The organism is Anaerococcus sp. Marseille-Q7828 (assembly GCF_949769285.1).
Classification (GTDB): domain Bacteria; phylum Bacillota; class Clostridia; order Tissierellales; family Peptoniphilaceae; genus Anaerococcus.
This window is the reverse complement of record NZ_OX458331.1, coordinates 85,868-107,623: the sequence shown is the minus strand read 5'-3', so window position 1 is coordinate 107,623 and position 21,756 is coordinate 85,868. Positions and strand designations below refer to the sequence as shown.

Here is a 21,756-nt window from a genome sequence, read left to right as displayed (position 1 = left end):
TATGTGGGCAATAATTGGAACTTGGGCTATGGTTAAAAATGGTATAGAAAAAGCAAATAATCTTCTTAAGGAAGGTGCAAGTAGCAAGGAAGCTATAAAAATTGCTATAAATGACGTGGAGGACAATCCATACTTTAAGTCGGTAGGTTATGGTGGTCTTCCAAATAAAAACATGGAAGTTGAATTAGATGCTGGTTTTATGGATGGAGATACTTTTGATATAGGAGCCGTCATGGCTGTGAAAAATATCAAAAACCCCATAGATCTTGCCATAAAGCTTTCAAAAGAGAATTACAATAATATCTTGGCTGGTATTGGAGCAGAAGCATATGCAGATCAAAATGGTTTTGAGAGATGCAATATGCTTACAGATAGGGCCAAGGACAAGTATTTTGCCAGACTCAAGGAAGACAGGGCAAAGCTATCAGCCTACGATGGGTCTGATTATGATGCGGCTGATACAGTTTGTGTTTGTGCCCTAGATGATAGTAATAATATCTCTGTTGGAACTTCAACTTCAGGACTTTTTATGAAACATCCTGGTAGGGTAGGAGATAGTCCTCTAGTAGGCTCTGGTTTTTATGCAAATAGTGAGTATGGAGCTTGTGCTGCAACTGGTATGGGCGAAGACCTTATGAGACATCTAATAAGCTATGAAGTAGTAAGGAATATGAAAGATGGACTAAATGCACAAGAAGCTTGCCAAAAGGCTATGGAAGAGATCGATAAGAAGCTAAAAGCAAAGAGAGAGATTTCTGATCTATCCATCATAGCCATAGATAAAAATGGGAATATGGGGGCAGCAACCAACACCAAGGAATTTTCTTTTGTCTATGCATCAGAAAAAGAAAGTCCTACAATCTACCTTGCAAAAAACATCGAAGGCATGACAACTATAGAAAAAGCAAGTGAAAAATGGTTTGAAGAATATATGTCAACTAGAAGGTAACTATGAAAAATATAAGCGAATTTGAAAAAAAATTAATAGCTGAGATTGACAGATTAAAAGATTATTTAATTTCTGACATAATAAGCCTTATAGAAATTCCAAGCGTAAGGGGGAAAGCACAAGAAGATGCTCCCTATGGGATATATCCTAAAAAGGCATTGGAAAAAGCTATGGAGATTTCAAAAAGAGAGGGACTTGAAACTCATTTTGTAGGAAACCATATGGCCTATAGTTCTATTGGCAATTCCGATAAATATATTGGAATATTTGGTCACCTTGATGTGGTCGCAGCAGGTGATCAAAAAAAATGGACCTATCCACCTTTTGAGGCAACTTTTAAAGATAATAGGATTTATGGTAGGGGAGCTCTGGATAATAAAGGGCCGTCTATGGCAGCATTTTACGGTCTGCTTGCTCTTAAAAACTTAGGATATTCCATGAACCACCAAGTAAGAATGGTATTTGGCTCTGATGAAGAATCTGGTATGAGTGACCTTAAATACTATCTTGAATGCGAAAAGCCGCCTATTATGGGTTTTGTTCCAGACAACAAATTCCCGGCAATCTTTGCAGAAAGAGGAAGGGCAGAACTTGAAATCACAGGAGATGCTTTAAATCCATTTTATGAAGATTTCCTAAGTGATAAAGACAAAATCAAAGAAAAATTGGACTTGGATTTTAAAGATGAGACCTTTGGCCAAATAATTGTAAAACTTGCAGAAAAAAATGATTCTTCCATAAGATTAGTTTTATCTACTCCTGAAATAGAAATAGATGATTTAACAAAAAAAATAGAAGAAAAGTCCAAGGATTTAAATGTAAATTTGGTAAAATATTATGGACCTAGTAGAGAATCAAGGGACTCTCTTCTAGTATCAAGGCTAAACCAAGCCTATAATGACTACACTGGAGATAATATCAGTCCAAATACAACAACGGGCATGACCTATGCTCACTATTGCCCAAATGTAATAGGATTCGGCCCATCGTTTCCAGGGCAAAATGGCATAGCTCATTTGCCAGATGAGTGGATAGACATAGATGACTTGTTAGATATGGCAAAGATATACGCCATTGGTATTTATAGGTTGGATAAATTAAAAAGGTAGGGGTTAAGTCAACCCTCTACCTTTTTAGTTTTCTTCAAATTCTATGCCGTCTTCTGAAAGACTTTTTATTCTTGCTAGGGAATATACTTCAACTCCCATATCTTCGATAATTGAACGTCCATTTGAGAAAGATTTTTCTATTACTATGCCGCATCCTACAGGATTTGCACCAGCTTGTCTGATTATGGCAATCATGCCTTTTGCAGCTTGGCCATTGGCAAGGAAGTCGTCAATCATTAGTACATTTTCACCTTCACTAATGAATTCCTTATTTACAATAAGCTCATTCATAACTTGCTTAGTAAATGAGAATACACTAGAATGGTAAACTTCTTCACTGGTTGTTAGAGATTGTTTTTTTCTGCCAAATACGCATTTCACACCTAGCTCGCTTGCTGTTGCAAGAGCTGGGGCTATGCCTGAAGATTCTACAGTAAAGACCTTATCAATTTTTTTATCTTTGAAATGTTCAGCAAATTCTTTGCCCATCTTTGAAATCAAATCTACATCTATTTGTTGATTTAAAAATGAATCTACTTTTAATATATCGCGGCCCAGAACAATGCCTTCTTCTAGAATTTTATCTTGTAATTCTTTCATCATAACTCCTTCATCTAATTTATGTAAAACTTATTATTTATATTATAAGACTAAAAGAAAAATAGTCAAAGGTTAGCCTGCTTATATTGGGACCAAGGGCTAAAAATGGGTAAGATATTAGTATGAACAGTTTAGAATTTTGTAAAGATTTAATTAATTTTATTGACAGAAGTCCCTTGAATTATTTTGCAGTAGAAAATGCGAAAAAAATCTTAAATGAAAATGGATTTAAAGAGCTAAAAGAAAACGAAAAGTGGGAGGTAGAAAAAAATAATAAATACTATGTAAGCCGCAATGACACAGCTCTAATCGCTTTTACTGTAGGAGATGATCTAACACAAGGTTTTGATATCATTGGATCTCATACCGATAGCCCTACCTTTAAGTTAAAATCCAATTCTGAGATGATAGATAGTGGATATCTAAAGCTAAATATAGAACCTTATGGTGGCATGATCTATTCAACATGGACTGATCGAACCCTATCTTTGGCTGGAAAAGTATCCTACAAGGAAGACGGAAAAATCAAAACTAGCCTTGTAAACTTTGATAGAGACTTACTAACCATACCAAATGCTGCTATTCATATGAATAGAGAAGTAAATAAGGGTTTTGAAATAAATCCACAAAACCACCTTTATCCAATAATTCAAACTATAGAAGAAAACTTTGAAGGTGGATATTTGGAAAAATTATTGGCAGAAGAGTTGGGCATAGATAAAGACTCTATACTAGACTTTGACTTGGGCCTATATGACAGACAAAAAGGTGCCATCATCAACAATATGTATCAAATTGGCCGCATTGATAACCTAGGCTCTGTCCACGCATCACTTATGGCAATGTGCCATAGTAAAGCTAATAAAAACAATGTTTTGGTACTAAACGACAATGAAGAAATAGGATCTAGAACACCTACAGGTGCTTTCTCACCATTTTTAAGAGATACACTAAAAAGATTGTGCGAAAAATGCGGATTAGATGAGGAAGACTTTTATATAGCACTAGCCAACTCATATCTAATTTCTGCAGATCAAGCCCATGCAGTTCACCCAAACTTCAAAGAATACCATGACCCAACAAACCCTATCAAAATGAATGGAGGACTTGTTATAAAAACTGCAGCAAATGGTGCCTATTCATCAAATATAGCATCAAATGCAAGACTAATCGACCTAGCAAACTCTATAGGATCAAAGATACAAAAATTCCACAACAGAAACGACAAGCAAGGTGGTTCAACAATAGGGCCAATAGCATCAACAGGCCTTGGAATAGTATCAATAGACGTAGGCGAACCAATACTAGCAATGCACTCAATCAGAGAACTAGGCGGCATAGAAGATCACTACGATGCCTACAAGATTTACAAGGCATTTTACGAATTATAAGGAGAAGAAATGGCTATACTTGAACTAACATTGGTACCAATTGGAACTGAGGCTACATCTGTGAGTAAATATGTAGCAGCAGCTAGTAAGATACTCAAAGAATCTGGGATAAAGCATGAGTTAAACCCTATGGGCACAGTTCTTGAGGGGGACCCAGACGAATTATTAAAAGTTGTTAGACAAATGCAAGAAGAAGTCTTTGATGCAGGAGCTAAGAGAGTTTATTCTGTTATTAAGATGGATGACAGGAGAGACAAAGAAGCTCATATGGAAGAAAAAATCAAATCTGTTAATGAAAAATTGTAAATTTAAAAAGATTGCCGCAATTTTATGGCAATCTTTTTTTGATTGTTTTTTGTTCTTATAGGAAAACTGGAACTATATATCTTAGTAAAAATATTACTGCAAGGCCATATACAAGCGGACTTACTTCTTTGCCACGACCTGTTAGTAGTTTAATTCCTGCATATGAGATCATTCCAAATGATATACCTTCAGCTATAGAATATGTTGCAGGCATCATTAGTATGGTCATGAATGCTGGGAAAGCTTCTGTGATGTCTGAGAAATTGATTTCTACTACTGTTGATAGCATAAATAATCCTACTACTACGAGTGCTGCCGCTGTTGCTTGAGCTGGGATTATTGAAAATAATGGGAAGAAAAATGCTGCAATTGCAAAGCATGCTGCTGTTGATAGGGCTGTTAAACCTGTTCTTCCACCTTCTGCTACACCTGCAGATGATTCTACAAAGGTAGTAATTGTTGATGTTCCTAATAATGCTCCGAGTGTTGTACCTACTGCATCTGCTAATAGAGCCTTTGATCCATCAGGTAGGTTGCCATCTTTATCAAGCATTTTTGCTTTTGTTGCAACCCCTGTTAGGGTTCCTAGGGTATCAAAGATGTCTACAAATAAAAATGAGAATAAAACTGAGAACATTTCAAAGGAAAAAATGTTAGAAAAGTCTAACTGAAATGCTATTGGTTTTATTGTTGGTGGTAGGGACATAATAGTATTTCCTTCTGGAAAATGTGTTACTCCTGTGATAAGGCCAACTATAGTTGAAGCTAAGATTCCCCATAATAGGGCTCCTTTAACACCTCTTGCTGTAAGTACTATCATTACTATAAGTGCAAAAAAGAATACAAAACCTTCAGCAGATGCTATGTTTGAAAGCTCTAGAGATATTTCTCCTACTCCAACGATACCTGCGTTTATCAAACCGATTAGGGCTATAAATAGTCCTATAGCAACTGATACTGCTTTTTTAAGGTTAATTGGGATAGCATTGAAGAGTGATTCGCGTATGCCGGTGAATGATAAAATTATAAATATAAGACCTTCAAGAAATACTGCTGTTAGTGCAAATTGCCAACTCATCCCCATTTGGCTTACAACTGTATAGGCAAAAAACGCATTTAATCCCATGCCTGCTGATAGGCCAAAAGGCATATTTGCATAAAATGCCATGCAAAGCATTGCAACTATTGATGCAAGGATTGTTGCAGTAAATACCGCTCCTCCATCCATTCCCGCGTCAGAAAGAATTGCAGGGTTTACAGCTAGGATATAGGACATTGTCATAAATGTAGTTATACCGGCCATAATTTCTGTACGAGTATCTGTACCATGTTCACGTAGTTTGAATCTACGTTCGTTAAACGATTCAAGTGCCATTATTTCCTCCTAATATTTTGTGATACAAGGGTATTATACGCAAAAAATTAAAATTCGCTAAAGTTCTTTATTTTTTAATGGTCATACATTATAATATCCCTAGGAGGATATATGAGTACTACAAATATAATCCGATTAATAGTAATAATAATTGGAATTTTTTTATCGGCATTTTTCTCATCATCTGAGACAGCACTTACTAGTGTAAATATATTTAAAATAAGACAAATGGAAAAAAATGGAGTTGCCAAGGCTCCTTTGGTGAAAAAACTAGTGGACAATATTGGATCTGTCCTAACTTCAATACTTATAGGTAACAATATAGTAAATATTGTAACTACAACAGTTGCAACTATTTTTTTTACTGAGGTCATGGGACCTAGAGGGGCAGTTATTTCTCCAATTATACTTACAATTGTAATCCTTATATTTGGCGAGGTAACACCAAAAAACATAGCTACTGCAAATAGTGAAGAGCTGGCCCTAAGGGTGGCTAGGCCAATCAGATTTTGTGATATTATTTTAAAACCAATAAATTTTATTCTAGGCAAGATTACAGGAGCTATTTCAAAGGCCCTAATTGGAGAGAAGGAAGAAACTAGCATAGTTACAGAAGAAGATTTGAAGACTATAGTTGATGTTTCTGAAGAGCAGGGTGTCATCAATAACGAAGAGAGCGAAATGATAAATAATGTATTTGAATTTGGGAATTCTGACGTGTCTGATATCATGACCCCAAGGACAAATATGGAAGCAATATCCCTTGATTGCACTGAAGAGGAACTAAATGACCTATTGAGAAACACCAACCACTCTAGGATACCTGTTTATGGGAAAAACATTGATAATATAATAGGTATCTTGCATATGAAGGATATTGTTTCTGCCATTGCAGATGGAAAAGATTTGGATTTGGCAGAGATTGTAAGGCCAGCCTTTTATGTTTATGACAATATGCACATATTTGACCTATTTACCAATATGAGAAGCGAAAATGTATCCCTTGCTGTAGTTATTGACGAGTATGGAGGCACAAGTGGACTTGTTTCAATTGAAGATATAGTTGAAGAGCTAGTTGGAGAAATTGACGACGAGTATGATACTGATGATAAAGATATTTTTAAGGTAAATGAAAATACCTACCTAGTAAAACCATCCCTACACTTGAGCGATTTTAACGCTTATTTTAACTTGGATATTCAAGAGATCAAAAATGACTCCATAGGGGGCTATGTTATAGACCACCTATCGAGAATTCCTGTTGAAGGGGATATGGTTAATGTTGATAATATAAATATAATAGTGGATAAGGTTGACAGATACAAAATCGAAATGTTAAAAGTTGAGTTTATTTAAGGAGAGAAGATGAAAGAAACTGTATACATCACCGGACACAAGAATCCAGACACTGATACAATCGTAGCAAGTCTTGCCTATGCAGATCTAAAGAATAGGCAAGGAGATGTGCATGCTATTCCTATTAGATTAGGAAAGCTTAACCCAGAAACCAAATTTGTCCTAAATTATTTTGGGCTAGAAGCTCCTCTTCTTAAAGAATCTATGCTTTTACAAGTAAAGGATATAAACATTGATAAATCCTTTGCTATTGACCCATCCATACCTGTAAGAACTGCTTGGAACATCTTCCAAGAAGGACTTACCCACTCTTTATCAGTAATTGACGATAATGGCAAACTAATTGGCATAGCTTCACTTTCAAATATCACCAAATCATATATGGACGTGTGGGATGACCAGATAATTGGCAGGGCAAACACGCCAATTGAAAATATTATTGATGTTTTGAAAGCAAAACCACTTGTAATGCCAAAAAATCCAAGCAAATTAGATGGAAAGATGACTGTCATGGCCATGAATGACGATGATCCAGACTTTGATTCATACTTTGGAGAAGGCGAAATAGTTATCCTAGGCAACAGAACAGATTATGTAGAATATTTAATCTCTAGAAAGGCTTCTCTAATTATTCTTACAAATGGTTCTACTATGGATGAAGACCTCAAGGACTATGCATTCAACAACAATGTAACAATCCTATCCACAGAATTTAATACATTTATGACTTCTCGTCTCTTACCTATGACAATACCAGTTGGTCACGTTATGACTACAGGAGATTTGATATATTTCTCCGAAAATGACACCATAGATCAAGTAAGAGAAGTCATGGGAAAATCTAGGTTTAGATCATATCCTGTTGTTGATAGCAACAAAAAAGTTGTAGGATCAATTTCTAGATACCACCTCATCTCATCAAAGATGAAAAAACTAATCCTAGTTGATCACAACGAGAAAAACCAATCAGTAGATGATATTGATCAAGCAGAAATAATTGAAATTATAGACCACCACAGGGTAGCAAATATATCTACAACAGCACCTCTATTCTTTAGAGCTGAACCAGTAGGTTCAACAGCAACTATTGTTTCAGAAATGTATCTAGAAAGTGGTCTTAGACCAAGCAAGGAAATAGCTGGTATCCTATGTGCGGCAATCATATCAGACACCCTGCTATTTAGGTCTCCAACAACAACCGATGTCGATAGACGTATGGTCGACAGGATGAGCAAAATTGCTGATATTGACGTAGAAGACTTTGCAAATCAAATGTTTAAGGCAGGTACTTCTTTAAAAGAAAAATCTCCAAAAGATATAGTAGAAGGTGATGTAAAAACTTTTACAATCAGTGGTGAAAATGTCAGAGTTGGCCAAGTGATGACTATGAATCCAGAAGAACTAGAACCTTTAAGAGATGAGATAGTGGGACTTATGGAAGAAAAAATTCACAAAAACGGAGAATCAACCTTCGTTCTGGTATTAACAGACATATTCAATGAAACAAGCGAACTACTTGTTGTAGGAAAGCATATTGAAGATATTGAAGAAGAGTTTGGTCACAAGGTAACAAATGGAACTATATCAGCTCCTGGAGTTTTAAGCCGTAAAAAACAAGTGATACCAAGACTAACAAATGCAATGACCAATAATAATTAAAATTCTCCTAGCTTCGGCTAGGATTATTTTATATATTAGACTAATTGGGTAATAATACTCTAGGAGTGATGTCATGGAGATAATGGATTTATACGATGAGAATAGGCAAAAAACTGATAAAACTTATATAAGGGGATCTGCCCAACCAAAGGGCTTTTATAGGATGGTGGTTCACGTTTGTATATTTAACAAACTTGGTCAGTTATTAATCCAACAAAGAACCCTAAATAAGAAGATGCCAGGCCTTTGGGATGTGACCTGTGGAGGAGCAGTATCAACACATGAATCTTCACAAATGGGGGCTCAAAGAGAACTTTTTGAAGAGTTAGGTCTAGATATAGATTTCAAACACATTAGACCCCTAGTAACGGCCAATTTTCCTATGGGCTTTGATGACTTTTATGTAATCAATAAAGATGTAGACCTAGAAAGTCTAAGCTTACAAGAAGAAGAAGTATCAGATGCCAAGTGGGCAAGCCTTGACGAAGTGATCAAGCTTAGAAGAGAGGAAAAATTCGTAAGATATAAGGAAAGTTTCATAAGATTTTTGTTTGATTTAAGCAAAGACAATAGATATGTAGAAATTTAAAAACTTGGAAATATAAAAAACTCGAAGTTAAAATTTCGAGTTTATCTATTTAATTGGTCAAGTAGGTATTCACAATCCATACCGTGAACCATGCAAGCTTCTTCCAATGTTTCATATAGTGAAGATGGGCAAGCTATGCATCCCATACCGGCCATTAGTAGTGTATTTATAGTTTCTGGCTTAGCTTGGATAATCTCACCTATAAGCATATCGCGGGTGATTTCAACTGTGCCAGTTGTATTAGTATTTTCCATTTAAGCGCCCCCTTTTCATAAGACTATGTTACTCCAAATTTGGAGCAAATACAAGTAGTTGACTAGGGATTGAGATTTGTTTTTTATGGAGGAATGATGGGAAAAGAAGAATTATTAAGAGAAAAAGAAGATATTACAAAGGACATATTAAAGTTAAGAGGGGATTTAAAGATAGCAAATGATGCTGTAGCAAATGCTGGAAATTCAGTTGCTTTTTACAAGGTAGTTACCCCTCCTATAATAATTACAATCCTAGTTGGATTGTTAGTAAGTAAGATTAATTTTTTTGGTGAAAATAACGGCTTAGTTGGCATCATATTTTTTGTATTTGCCATAAGCCTTTTTATCACAAGCAAACTTTCACAAAAAAAGATTAAAGAAAATAAAGAAAAATATATAGGAGAGAGGATTGCCATACAAAAGCTTCTTGTAAAAAAAGCTAAGAGGCTGGCTGAGATAGAAAGTAAATTAATTGAAAATTAACCTAGGCTTAGTATAATATTAGCAGTTAGTCTATCAGAGTGCTAAGGAGGTTATATGAGACAAGAATTCAAGGCTGAAGCAAAAAAAGTTATGGATTTGATGATCAATTCAATCTATACTAACAAAGAAATATTTTTAAGAGAGTTGATATCAAACGCTTCAGATGCACTAGATAAAATATATTACAAGGATTTAAAATCTGATTCCGAAACAAACAAGGAAGATTATTATATAGAAATCATTCCAAATAGTGAAAATAGAACACTTACAGTTTACGATACTGGTATTGGAATGAATGAAGAAGATTTGAAAGAAAACTTAGGAACTATTGCAAAATCTGGTACCCAAAGCTTTAAGGAAACTGTTGAAAACTCTGACATTAAGGACTTAATCGGTCAATTTGGTGTAGGGTTTTATTCTGCCTTTATGGTAGCTGATAAGATTATAGTAAGATCCAAGGAATATGGCGAAGATAAGGCCTATGAGTGGGTCAGTGAAAATGCCGATGGTTTTGAAATTTCTGAAATAGAAAAGGAAAATCACGGTACAGAAATAATTCTTTTCCTAAAAGAAAATACTGAAGATGAAAATTATGACGACTATTTAGATCAATTTAGGATTAAAAATCTTATCAGCAAGTACTCCAACTACATCAGATATCCAATCAAGATGGAAGTTAATAAGACAAGACTTGCTGAGGACTCTACAGAAGATGAGCCGAAATATGAAGATTATAAAGACTACGATATCCTAAATTCTGAAACTCCAATTTGGAAGAAAAATAAGAATGACCTAACAGATGAGGACTACATCAACTTCTACCAAGACCAACATTTTGGCTTTGATGAACCACTTTCTTGGCTACACCTTAAGGTAGAGGGCATGGTAGAATTTAAGTCTATAATTTACATTCCTAAAAAAGCTCCTTTTGACTATTATTCAAAAGATTATCAAAAGGGTTTGCAACTTTATACTCACGGTGTAAAGATTATGGACAGAAGCGAAGACCTTATTGATGATGCATATTCATTTGCAAAGGGTGTTGTTGAAAGTGACGATTTGACACTAAATATATCAAGGGAAACCTTACAACAAGATAGGCAACTTAGGGTTATTTCTAGACAAATTAACAAGAAAATCAACGCTCATTTGCTTGAAATGATGGAAAAAGAACCAGAAAAATACGAAGACTTCTTCAAGGAATTTGGCAACAATATTAAAGTAGCCATCTATGAATCCTTTGGAGCAAAAAAAGCAGACCTAGAAGACCTACTACTCTTCTATTCAAAAAATGAGGATAAGCTTATTTCACTAAAGGCCTACAAAGAAAATATGAAATCAACTGATGAAAATATCTTGTATGCAACAGGTGATTCCATAGAAAAAATCAAGAATTCTCCAGCCTTATCAATGGTGGAAGATGGTAGAGATGTCCTTCTTTTAGACCAAACTATTGACGAATTTCTAATTAGAATGTTAGATGAATACCAAGGATTGAAGTTTAAGTCTATAGCAGAAGAAGATGAAAAGGCTGAGGAAAATACAGACGATAAGGACTTGATAGAAAAACTGCTAAAAGATTTGTCAGATGATGTGGTTGACATCAAGTTTACAGACAAACTTGAAGATGTACCAGCAATGATTAAACAAAGAGGAGATATCTCAATAGAGATGGAAAAAGCTCTCAAAAATCAACCTAATTCACCAGAGATTAAGGCTGAAAAAGTCCTAGAAATCGGCAAAAACACCAAAGCTTATGAACTTCTACAAAATGCAGAAGATGATGAGAAAAAAGAGATAGTAAATCTCTTACTAGGCCAAGCAAAACTAATCGAAGGCCTAGAAATAGATGATCCAGTAGAATTTACAAAAAATATTTGGAAACTTATTTAGGGGGAAATATGGAATACAAAAGAAAAAATGTGTGGCTAAATATCGATGATGAGCAAAAAAATGAGCTTGAAGAAATTTCAAAAGATTACATCAATTTTTTAAACACAGCAAAAACCGAAAGACTTGCTGCCAAAGAAATCATAAGAAGAGCTGAAGAAAAAGGCTTTGTAGACATAAATGAAAAAATTGCAGCAAAAAGTCTAAAGCCAGGTGATAAGGTATACGCCCTAAACAAAAACAAGGGAGTTGCTTTATTTGTAATTGGTAGCGAAGATATGGAAAATGGTATGGCTATTGTAGGAGCTCATACAGATAGCCCAAGACTTGACCTCAAACCAGTTCCTCTTTCTGAAGATTCAAACCTAGCATATTTTAAAACCCACTATTATGGTGGAGTTAAAAAATACCAATGGACAACTATTCCACTAGAACTTCACGGAGTAATATACACAAAAGATGGTGAAAAGTTAGAAATCTCAATAGGTGATAAGGACGATGAACCAGTATTTACAATATCAGAACTATTAATCCACCTATCAAGAAAACTAATGGATAAATCTGCTAGAGAAGTTATAGAGGGTGAACAATTAAAAATCTTAGTTGGCTCAATTCCACTAAAAGATGAATCTGACAATCCAGTTAAGAAAAATATTCTAAGAATCCTAAATGAAAAATATGGCATAATCGAAGAAGACTTCATAACAGCAGAATTTGAAGCTATTCCTGCTATCAAAGCAAGAAATGCAGGCCTTGATAGCTCTATGATAATAGGTCACGGCCACGATGATAGAGTTTGTTCATACTCAGCCTTAAATGCAATATTAAGTGTAGAAAATCCAAAGAAAACTTTGGTAGGACTCTTTGTCGACAAGGAAGAGATTGGATCAACCGGAGCTACAGGAATGGGTTCACACTTCTTTGAAAACACAGTTCTTGAACTACTAAATATAAATGATAAGGCAAATATAATTTCCCTAAAACGTACCTTAGCTAATTCAAAAGTACTTTCTGCAGACGTAACAGCAGCCTATGATCCAAACTTTAAGGATGTGTCAGAACTTGATAACTCTGCTCAATTTGGCTGTGGAGTAGCCCTAACAAAATACACAGGTTCAGGTGGAAAGGGTGGCAGCAACGATGCCAATGCAGAATACTTGCAAGAAGTAAGAGCTGCTTTTGATAAGGAAGATGTCATCTACCAAACAGGTGAACTTGGTGCAGTAGATGCAGGTGGTGGCGGAACTATTGCCTTCATACTTGCAGAATACAATATGGATGTAGTTGACTGCGGCACTCCAGTTGTGTCAATGCATGCTCCAACAGAATTGATTTCAAAGGCCGATTTGTACTCAACTTGCAAGGCCTACAAAGCCTTTTACGAAAATATTTGACAAGGTTGGCTAAACTAGTATAATATATTGCTTTTTTGACATTTTGACCTTTATGAAGTATAATTGTTATTAGTATTTAATGAGAGGATGATTAGATGGAGCAAAGGTCAGTTAATGATATCAGAAGGCAAGTCAAAGACAGTATCGGTAAAGAAGTAATTCTTAAAGCCGATATGGGCAGAAAACGCATCAAAACCAAAACTGGTGTCATTGTAGATGCATTCCCTAGCGTTTTTACTGTAAAAGTTAACAACGATTTTGACGTAGAACGAACAGTTTCATATTCTTATTCAGATATTTTAACATCAACTGTTGAGCTATTGAGTGCAGAATAGAAAGCTGATTTGAAACAAAATATAAAATTTAACCGACAAGAATATCGGTTCATTCGCCAGAGCTATGAATATGGGCTCTGGTTTTTTCTTGGCATTTTTACATAAGAAAAACCAGAAAAAGTGTAAAACTAATTCTGGTATCTTTGTCTTGTATTTTAAAGTAAGTATATGCCCTTGTTTTCTAGAGCCTTCCTATGTTGGTCTGGCCAGTAGGAAACTTGGACTTCTCCTATGTGGGCCTTTTGTAAGAAGAACATACATAGCCTAGATTGGCCTATACCTCCACCTACAGTAAGTGGTAGTTTTCCTTCTATTAGCATCCTGTGGTATTCGTATTTTAGTCTTTCTAGGTTATTTGATAGTTTTAATTGTTCATTTAGCCTGTGTGGATCTACCCTAATGCCCATTGATGATAGCTCTAGCTGGTCATCTAAAACTGGGTTATATACTATTATATCGCCATTTAGTAGCCAATCATCGTAGTCTGGGGCACGGTTGTCATGTTTTTGGCCGTTTGATAGTTTGCCACCTATTTGCATTAAGAATATCGCCCCGTATTCTTTGGCTGCAAGCCTTTCTCTTTCGGTCGCATCCTCGATTTCAGGATATTTTTGTAGTAACTCTTCTGTAGTTATGAAGGTTATTTGATCTTTTAAAAGCTTGTGCCTATCTGGAATAAGTGTAGATAGGTATTCGTCAAGAGATTTTAGGGTTCTATATATTACTTCTACTATTTCTTTTAAGTATACTTCGTTTCTGTCTTCTTTATTTATTATAAGTTCCCAGTCCCATTGGTCTACATAAAATGAATGGGTATTGTCAGGAACTTCGCAACGCCTGATGGCGTTCATATCAGTGTATAGGCCTTCGTGAACTTTAAAGTCATATTTTTTGAGGGCGTATCTTTTCCATTTGGCTAGGGAGTGGACTATCTCTAGCTCCTCCTTATCAGCATTTGGTACATCAAAGACTACTGGACCTTCGTGGCCGTTTAGGTTGTCATTTAATCCAGATTCTATTGATACAAAAAGTGGAGCACTGACCCTCTTAAGGTTCAAGTTGTTTGCTAAGTTTATTTGAAAATAATCTTTTATTTCTTTTATTAATAGTTGGGTGGTATATAAGTCTTTGTTTGATTTATATCCATCAGGAAAAATTACTTGTGTCATTATTGCCTCTTATCTAATTATTCATTATTTATAAATTATAATTTTATATGAGCCTATGTCAAGCTTGGGAAATTAGTGTGGTAAAGAGTTTATTGCTATTAGAAGTGGGTAAAGTACTAATGTAGTTTGGAATAAATAATATTTAGCCATAAAATTATGATTTTACATAAATTTTACAAAGGCTTTAACTAATCTTAATTATCTTCCTGTACACTACTTAAGAAAACAAAATTATACAAACTATAAGGAGATTTTTCATGACACTTAAAAATTCAAAAATAATTGCAGCAGCTTTATCCCTAGGATTAGTATTGTCTGCATGTGGTAACAACGCAGCTGAAAACAAAACAGAAGAGCCAGCTGCAACAACAGAAGAAAATAAAGAAGCTGATAAAACTGAAGAAACAAAAACAGAAGAACCAGCTGAAGAAGACAAAAAAGAAGAAGAAACAAAAGATACTGCTGATCAAGCAGACTATGACTTCTCAGTAATCTCAAGAGAAGAAGGTTCAGGTACAAGAGGAGCTTTCATCGAACTTGTTGGTCTTGAAGAAGAAGCAGCAGACGGTTCTAAAGAAGATAAAACAACAGTTGATGCTGTAGTTCAAAACTCTACAAACGGTGTAATGACATCAGTAGCACAAGATCCAAATGCTATCGGATACATTTCTCTTGGTTCACTAAACGATACAGTTAAAGCTGTAAAAGTTGAAGGTGTTGAAGCAACAGAAGAAAACATCGTAAATGGTTCATACAAAATTTCTAGACCATTTAACCTTGCTTACAAAGAAGACAAACTAAACGACATTTCAAAAGACTTCTTAGCTTACTGCCTATCAACAGAAGCTCAAGAAATTGTTAAAGAAGAAGGTTATGTACCTCTAAGCGATACAAAAGCTTATGAAGGAGCTGAAGGATTAAGTGGTAGCATCACAGTTGCTGGTTCTACATCAGTTACTCCATTAATGGAAAAATTCATCGAAGCTTACAAAGAACTTAACCCAGATGTACAAATCGACCTACAATCTACAGGATCATCTGCAGGTATTGAAGCAGTAATAGACGAATCAGCAGACATTGCTATGGCTTCAAGAGAACTTAAAGATGAAGAAAAAGAACAACTTACACCAGAAGTTATCGCAACAGACGGTATAGCAGTAGTTGTTAATACTGAAAGCAAGGTTGAAGATTTGACAGTTGAACAACTAAAACAAATCTTCTCAGGTGAAATTACAAATACTGGAGATTTAAAATAATAAATGAAAAACTTTAAGGAAAGATTTGGAGAAATCATATTCCTTATATCAGCAGCAATGTCCGTAATACTTATATTATTAATTATATTCTTCATCTTTAGATCAGGAATAAAATTCGTAAGTAAATACGGACTTGTTCCATTTATAACGGGTTCTAAATGGGCCCCAACAGCAAAGCCTGCTAGCTTTGGAATATTTCCTATGATAGTAGGCTCTATTATAGTAACGCTAGTGTCAACTCTTATAGCCCTTCCTTTTGGCCTAGCTGTTTCTATATATATGGCATATTATGCTGGTAAAAGTTATGGATTTCTAAAATCACTAATCAATTTAATGGCCGCTATCCCTTCAGTAGTATATGGTTTCTTTGCCATGGTTGTACTTGCACCACTTATAGGAAAGATATTCCGTGCACCACAGTACAATATGCTTACAGCATCCATACTACTTAGTATTATGATTTTGCCTACAATGGTAAACATTTCGGAGAACTCTCTTCGTCAAGTTCCAAAAACTTTTTATACAGGTTCCCTTGCTTTAGGAGCAACAAAAGAAGAAACTATCCACAAAGTTATGATTCCATATGCAAAAAGTGGTATCTTTTCTTCAATAATCCTTGCTATAGGACGTGCTATTGGTGAAACAATGGCTGTATATCTAGTAATAGGTAACCAACCAAGGATGCCAAACTCAATTTTAAAGGGAGCAAGAACTCTTACAACAAACATAGTTTTGGAAATGGGTTACGCATCAGGAATGCATAGAGAATCACTAATTGCTACAGGCATGGTGCTATTCTTCTTCATATTAATAATAAATATCTTATTTAATATTATCAGAGATAAGAATGAAAGTAAGCTATAATTATGAAACTAAGGAGTAAAATATGACAAAACCATATAAAATTTTTGTAATGTTATTTACTTTTTTGGCGTATGCTTTTAGTGGAATAATCATAGCTTATATTTTAATCCAAGGTATTCCAAATATATCACCTGGATTATTTGAATGGCAATATACATCAAAGAATGTTTCCATTATGCCAGCATTAGTAACGACATTATTTACGATAATTTTAACATTATTAATCACACTACCAATGGGTATATTTACAGCAGTATACCTATCAAATTATGCAAAAAACAAGCGCTTTATAAAAGCTGTAAGATTTTCTACAGAAATCTTATCATCAATCCCATCAATCGTTTATGGCCTTTTCGGTTACTTATTCTTTGTAAGTGGAGTAAACATGGGACTTGGAATGGGATATTCATTGATTGCAGGCTGCTTAACAATTGCAATAATGATCTTACCTACTATCATTAGAACTACAGAAGAAGCAATTAATACAGTAAACCCTTTGCAAGCTCACGCCTCTCTTGCCCTAGGCGCTACAAAAATTCAAACAATATTTAAAGTAGTGATACCTGAGGCTATGGATGGCATCTTGGGTGGTATATTCCTTGCAACAGGTAGGATTGTAGGTGAATCAGCAGCCCTTATTTACACCATGGGAACCCAACCTTCTGTACCAACCAGTCTAAAAAACTCTGGTAGAACACTAGCTATACACATGTATATGCTTTCATCAGAAGGATTCCACGTAAATGAAGCTTACGCAACAGCAGTATTGCTATTAATATTCGTAATTGTAATCAACTGGATATCAAGTAGAATTACAAAAGAATTAGTAAAATAAGAGGAGAAGTAAATGGATAAGCAAACATTTGAATCTTCATCTACATCTGACAATAAGGAAAAGTCAAAAGAAATATTAAATAATGCTGATACTTCTTCTAATAAGAATGGATCAGATATTAATATTGAAAACAAAGATGGAGATGGGATAAGAAAGGTTCATACCCTAGATTACAAAAATAGATTTTCTGATTTAGAAACAGCTATTTTGGTAAAAGACCTTGACCTATATTATGGTGATTTCCAAGCCCTTAAGGGTGTCAATATGGATATTAAAAAAGGTCAAGTAACAGCATTTATAGGACCATCAGGATGTGGTAAATCAACAACCTTAAAATGCTTCAACAGAATGAATGACCTAATTGATTCCTGTAAGGTAGAAGGTCTTATAAAAATTAATAATCAAGATATATATCAACCAAATGTCAATGTGGTAGAATTGCGTCGTAATGTAGGAATGGTATTTCAAAGTCCAAACCCATTTTCAAAATCAGTTTTCGACAATCTAACCTACGGACCAAAAATTGGGGGTATAAAGGATAAAGATACCCTTGATGAAATAGTAGAAACTTCATTAAAACAAGCTTCTATTTGGGATGAAGTAAAAGATAAGCTAGACCAAAACGCTCTATCTTTTTCTGGTGGTCAACAACAAAGGATTTGTATAGCAAGAACCCTATCAGTAAAACCAGAAATCATCCTAATGGATGAGCCAACAAGTGCTCTTGACCCAATTTCTACAGCAGCAATTGAAGATTTGATGGAAGATTTGAAAGAGAAGTATACAATAGTAATAGTAACACACAATATGCAACAAGCTGCTCGTATCTCAGATCAAACAGCCTTCTTCTTAACAGGAGAGGTTATAGAAATGGATGATACAAAGACTATCTTTGAAGATCCAAGAGATAAGAGAACAGAAGACTACATTACAGGAAGGTTTGGTTAATCAGCATGAGAACTAGATATAGACAAGATCTAGATTCTGTTAGATCCATGGCAAATGAACTAATGGAACTAGTTATCCTTTGCTACGATAAGATTGATTTATACTTAGAAAACCAAAATAAAAAAAATCTTGAAGAAGTTGTTGAATTAAACGATGATATCAGAAGAAATGCAGCTGATATAGAAAGATTTTGCTTTGAGCTACTGGCTTTGCAACAACCAGTAGCCAGAGACCTTAGATTTTTGCAAATGAGTATAAAACTTGCAAGTACCTATAAAAGGATTTCCAGCCACCTAGCCCAAGCTGCTATGATTTTATTAGAATACAGCCTAACAGATGAAGAGATTGATTTTGTAAAAAGATTTATAACAAATGAAAAACAAATGGCTACAAATAGTATCGAAAGCTTTGTAAACAACGACAATGATCTTGGTTTAAAAACTATCGAAGATGATGAAGTAAACAACAGTTTATTTGAAGAGGCAATATCTTATATAGCTGATCAAAATAAGAAAAATGCAATTGGCCCTATGGAATTATCCGAAAAAGTGTTATTATATAAGTACTTTGAACGACTTGGAGATAGATTAGCAAGAGTAGGCGATCTAGCAACGAGGTTGTAGGATGATTTATGTAGTTGAAGATGACAAATCTATACGAAATCTCGTTGATTATGCTCTATCAGAAAAAGGCTACCAAATAAAGACTTTTGAGGATGGTCTAGATATTGTAGAGCTAATCAAAAAAGATGGTGGAGAGCTTTTAATCCTAGACATCATGCTACCAGGCAAGGACGGGATAGAAATTCTTGAAGAAATCCGAGAATTTTCTGACATACCTATTATCCTTCTTACAGCAAGAACAGATGAATTTGACAAGGTATTGGGTCTTGAGTCTGGAGCTGATGATTATATTACAAAACCTTTTTCCATCCTTGAACTCATTTCAAGGGTAAAGGCAATTTTGAGAAGATCTAGCAAAAAAGATAATGATCATGTAAACTACGATAATATTACTATCAACACTAGAAAAAGAACTGTAAAAGTTGATGGCCAACCTATAGACTTGACCTTCAAAGAGTTTGAAATGCTATTATTATTTATGAATAATATGGGAAATGTCATTACTCGTGAAGACTTCTTACTAAAGATTTGGGGTTACGATTATGAGGGAGAAACTCGTACAGTAGATGTACATATAGCTTCTCTTAGAAACAAGCTCCTAGAAGGGGGCAAGCATATAAAAACAGTTCGAAATCTAGGATACAAATTTGGAGACATATGAAAAATCTTGCTTTAAAAAAGATGAAAAGTCTAGCCTTTGTCCTTATATTGGCTAGCTTTTTAATCAGCAATTTTTTTTCCATAAAAAACAAAAAGGATGCTCAAAGTAATTTTTACGAAAATGCTTTGAGCTTTCTTTTACTTAAGGAAAATGAAGCTGACTTTTTGCATACATTAGAACAATTTAATAATACACACCCTCAGATATCTGTAGTATTTGTAGATAGCGATAATGATATTTACTACAATCCTAGCAATTTAAATGCAGGAAGGATCAAATCTAAGGCCAAGCTTGCTAAGACTCCCACAAATATCATAAAGGTTGACGATGGATTTTTGGGCTATAGGTTAAGTTTTGTGTCAAATACTGATAAGCTTCTTGCCTTAAGTACCAGAAATAATATTGGCTTTTACCTATCATTTCCTTTACTTCTTGGCCACTTATTGCTAGGTCTAATGGTTTATCTATATATAAATAAAAAACAAGCTAAGGAGATTGATTCTTATACATCAAGGCTTAAGATAAAATATGTAGACCATCTACTAAAAAGTAAGGATTATGAGGAATTTTCTGAAATATTACTTGCTTATAATGATAGAATTGATAGGCTAGATGATGAAAACTACACTCTTTCATCTAAGCTTAAGGAGTTTACATCTATTACTTCAAATATGAAGGAAGGATTCATATTGTTTGATGGCCTGGGCAATGTAGAGCTCATCAATGATTCTGCAAAAACCTACCTAGGAGTAGACAATACTGCAAAGATTACAAATCTAATAGATGACAGGGAGTATAGTCTGGCTCTTAGGGAAGCTTCAATATTAAAACGCAGTAAAGATGTGGATATAAACTTAAATGGCTACAATTTGCGTATATTTATAGACCCGCTTTCAACTTATTCCAAAAAAGCCTTCGCAATGATAATAATAGACAATACTGAGGAAAAAAGAGCTGAACAGATGAGAAGGGAATTTTCAGCTAATGTAACTCATGAGCTAAAAAGTCCCCTAACGTCTATAAATGGCTATGCAGAGCTAATAGCGACCGGTATAGCAAAAGAAAATGACATAAAAAAATTCGGTCAAATTATTTACAAAGAAGGCAATAGACTACTTGAAATAATTGATGATATTCTTAAAATTTCAAGGCTTGATGAGCAAAACTTTGAGAGATCTTTTGAAGAAGTTGATATTTGCGATGTTGTTTTAGCTACTATAGAAAAATACGCCCCAATAGCCGCAAGCAAAGATTTGACTGTGATCAATAAAATTAAACCATATAGGATTTATACATCCAAATCCTTATTTTATGACTTGGTTTCAAATCTTTTTGATAATGCCATAAAATACAACAGGATCTCTGGCAGCATTACTTTCGACTATGACCTAGCTAACAATTCTTATTTTCTAATAATAGAAGATACAGGTATAGGCATTAGCCAGGCTGATCAAAAGAGGATTTTTGAGAGATTTTATGTTGTGGATAAGTCTAGGAAGAGAAATAAAAAATCAACTGGTCTTGGTCTATCTATAGTCAAACATATCTGTTCGCACCTATCATATGATATAAAAGTAGAATCTAAGATTAACCAAGGAAGTAAGTTCATTATAGAGATACCCCTAGAACTTGATAGGGAAATATAGCTTATAGATGATGATAAATTTTTATCATTGCCTGTAAGCTATTTATCTGTTACAATTTATATAG

Annotated in this window: 22 protein-coding genes; 18 read left to right on the top strand and 4 right to left on the bottom strand. The window is 34.7% G+C overall.

Annotation, left to right across the window (positions count from 1 at the left end; translation table 11 throughout):
* Nucleotide 1 precedes the first annotated feature (1 nt).
* A complete protein-coding gene (locus tag QNH69_RS00520) occupies nt 2-949 on the top strand; it encodes a N(4)-(beta-N-acetylglucosaminyl)-L-asparaginase (RefSeq protein WP_282928695.1) in 948 nt (315 codons plus the stop codon).
* 2 nt (nt 950-951) lie between these two features.
* Nucleotides 952-2,058, top strand: a complete 1,107-nt coding sequence (locus QNH69_RS00515; protein WP_282928694.1) for a Sapep family Mn(2+)-dependent dipeptidase — start codon at nt 952-954, stop codon at nt 2,056-2,058.
* A 24-nt stretch (nt 2,059-2,082) separates the two neighbouring features.
* Here QNH69_RS00515 and QNH69_RS00510 read toward each other — a convergent pair whose 3' ends face one another.
* Nucleotides 2,083-2,658, bottom strand: coding sequence for a xanthine phosphoribosyltransferase (locus QNH69_RS00510; RefSeq protein WP_282928693.1), 576 nt, complete (start codon nt 2,656-2,658; stop codon nt 2,083-2,085).
* Between the two features lie 122 nt (nt 2,659-2,780).
* Between QNH69_RS00510 and QNH69_RS00505 the strand changes: the two genes are divergently transcribed.
* Both QNH69_RS00505 and QNH69_RS00500 read left to right on the top strand, forming a co-directional pair.
* The gene (locus tag QNH69_RS00505) at nt 2,781-4,049 is read left to right on the top strand and encodes a M18 family aminopeptidase (protein WP_282928692.1); all 1,269 of its coding nucleotides are present in this window, start codon (nt 2,781-2,783) and stop codon (nt 4,047-4,049) included.
* Nucleotides 4,050-4,058: 9 nt separating this feature from the next.
* Nucleotides 4,059-4,355 (top strand): MTH1187 family thiamine-binding protein, encoded by a 297-nt coding sequence (locus tag QNH69_RS00500; protein WP_282928691.1) that lies wholly within the window; start codon nt 4,059-4,061, stop codon nt 4,353-4,355.
* Between the two features lie 55 nt (nt 4,356-4,410).
* Here QNH69_RS00500 and QNH69_RS00495 read toward each other — a convergent pair whose 3' ends face one another.
* Nucleotides 4,411-5,730: an NCS2 family permease gene (locus QNH69_RS00495; protein ID WP_282928690.1), complete on the bottom strand. Its 1,320-nt coding sequence runs from the start codon at nt 5,728-5,730 to the stop codon at nt 4,411-4,413.
* A gap of 111 nt (nt 5,731-5,841) precedes the next feature.
* On the opposite strand from QNH69_RS00495, the gene QNH69_RS00490 reads away from it, so the two are divergent.
* From QNH69_RS00490 to QNH69_RS00480, 3 genes are all read left to right on the top strand, one after another.
* Complete coding sequence (locus QNH69_RS00490; RefSeq protein WP_282928689.1) at nt 5,842-7,086, top strand: hemolysin family protein; 1,245 nt, start codon at nt 5,842-5,844, stop codon at nt 7,084-7,086.
* A 9-nt stretch (nt 7,087-7,095) separates the two neighbouring features.
* Nucleotides 7,096-8,745 carry a putative manganese-dependent inorganic diphosphatase gene (locus tag QNH69_RS00485; protein WP_282928688.1) on the top strand — a complete coding sequence of 550 codons (1,650 nt, stop codon included), beginning with the start codon at nt 7,096-7,098 and terminating at the stop codon, nt 8,743-8,745.
* A gap of 73 nt (nt 8,746-8,818) precedes the next feature.
* Nucleotides 8,819-9,334, top strand: coding sequence for an NUDIX domain-containing protein (locus QNH69_RS00480; protein WP_282928687.1), 516 nt, complete (start codon nt 8,819-8,821; stop codon nt 9,332-9,334).
* A 41-nt stretch (nt 9,335-9,375) separates the two neighbouring features.
* Here QNH69_RS00480 and QNH69_RS00475 read toward each other — a convergent pair whose 3' ends face one another.
* Complete coding sequence (locus QNH69_RS00475; RefSeq protein WP_073997337.1) at nt 9,376-9,588, bottom strand: DUF1858 domain-containing protein; 213 nt, start codon at nt 9,586-9,588, stop codon at nt 9,376-9,378.
* 96 nt (nt 9,589-9,684) lie between these two features.
* Here QNH69_RS00475 and QNH69_RS00470 point away from each other — a divergent pair, with 96 nt between their 5' ends.
* From QNH69_RS00470 to QNH69_RS00455, 4 genes are all read left to right on the top strand, one after another.
* Entirely contained in the window at nt 9,685-10,071 is a 387-nt protein-coding gene (locus QNH69_RS00470) for a hypothetical protein (protein ID WP_282928686.1), read from the top strand.
* A gap of 54 nt (nt 10,072-10,125) precedes the next feature.
* Entirely contained in the window at nt 10,126-11,964 is a 1,839-nt protein-coding gene (gene htpG / locus QNH69_RS00465; protein ID WP_282928685.1) for a molecular chaperone HtpG, read from the top strand.
* Nucleotides 11,965-11,972: 8 nt separating this feature from the next.
* Nucleotides 11,973-13,355, top strand: coding sequence for an aminopeptidase (locus QNH69_RS00460; protein ID WP_282928684.1), 1,383 nt, complete (start codon nt 11,973-11,975; stop codon nt 13,353-13,355).
* A 95-nt stretch (nt 13,356-13,450) separates the two neighbouring features.
* Nucleotides 13,451-13,690, top strand: coding sequence for a Veg family protein (locus QNH69_RS00455; RefSeq protein ID WP_044567445.1), 240 nt, complete (start codon nt 13,451-13,453; stop codon nt 13,688-13,690).
* 155 nt (nt 13,691-13,845) lie between these two features.
* On the opposite strand, the gene asnA is transcribed toward QNH69_RS00455, so the two are convergent.
* Complete coding sequence (gene asnA / locus QNH69_RS00450) at nt 13,846-14,859, bottom strand: aspartate--ammonia ligase (protein ID WP_282928683.1); 1,014 nt, start codon at nt 14,857-14,859, stop codon at nt 13,846-13,848.
* Nucleotides 14,860-15,116: 257 nt separating this feature from the next.
* Here asnA and QNH69_RS00445 point away from each other — a divergent pair, with 257 nt between their 5' ends.
* The 7 genes from QNH69_RS00445 to QNH69_RS00415 are packed head-to-tail and all read left to right on the top strand — an operon-like array spanning nt 15,117 to nt 21,692.
* The gene (locus QNH69_RS00445; RefSeq protein WP_282928682.1) at nt 15,117-16,115 is read left to right on the top strand and encodes a substrate-binding domain-containing protein; all 999 of its coding nucleotides are present in this window, start codon (nt 15,117-15,119) and stop codon (nt 16,113-16,115) included.
* Nucleotides 16,116-16,118: 3 nt separating this feature from the next.
* Nucleotides 16,119-16,979, top strand: coding sequence for a phosphate ABC transporter permease subunit PstC (gene pstC, locus QNH69_RS00440; RefSeq protein ID WP_282928681.1), 861 nt, complete (start codon nt 16,119-16,121; stop codon nt 16,977-16,979).
* A gap of 22 nt (nt 16,980-17,001) precedes the next feature.
* Nucleotides 17,002-17,814 (top strand): phosphate ABC transporter permease PstA, encoded by an 813-nt coding sequence (gene pstA / locus QNH69_RS00435; RefSeq protein WP_282928680.1) that lies wholly within the window; start codon nt 17,002-17,004, stop codon nt 17,812-17,814.
* A gap of 12 nt (nt 17,815-17,826) precedes the next feature.
* Nucleotides 17,827-18,762 carry a phosphate ABC transporter ATP-binding protein PstB gene (gene pstB / locus QNH69_RS00430; RefSeq protein ID WP_282928679.1) on the top strand — a complete coding sequence of 312 codons (936 nt, stop codon included), beginning with the start codon at nt 17,827-17,829 and terminating at the stop codon, nt 18,760-18,762.
* Between the two features lie 5 nt (nt 18,763-18,767).
* On the top strand, nt 18,768-19,385 hold the full coding sequence (locus tag QNH69_RS00425) for a PhoU domain-containing protein (protein ID WP_044567585.1): 618 nt from the start codon (nt 18,768-18,770) through the stop codon (nt 19,383-19,385).
* Nucleotide 19,386: 1 nt separating this feature from the next.
* Nucleotides 19,387-20,046 (top strand): response regulator transcription factor, encoded by a 660-nt coding sequence (locus QNH69_RS00420; protein ID WP_282928678.1) that lies wholly within the window; start codon nt 19,387-19,389, stop codon nt 20,044-20,046.
* Nucleotides 20,043-21,692 carry an ATP-binding protein gene (locus QNH69_RS00415; RefSeq protein ID WP_282928677.1) on the top strand — a complete coding sequence of 550 codons (1,650 nt, stop codon included), beginning with the start codon at nt 20,043-20,045 and terminating at the stop codon, nt 21,690-21,692. The genes QNH69_RS00420 and QNH69_RS00415 overlap by 4 nt, the downstream gene beginning before the upstream one ends.
* Nucleotides 21,693-21,756: the final 64 nt, after the last annotated feature.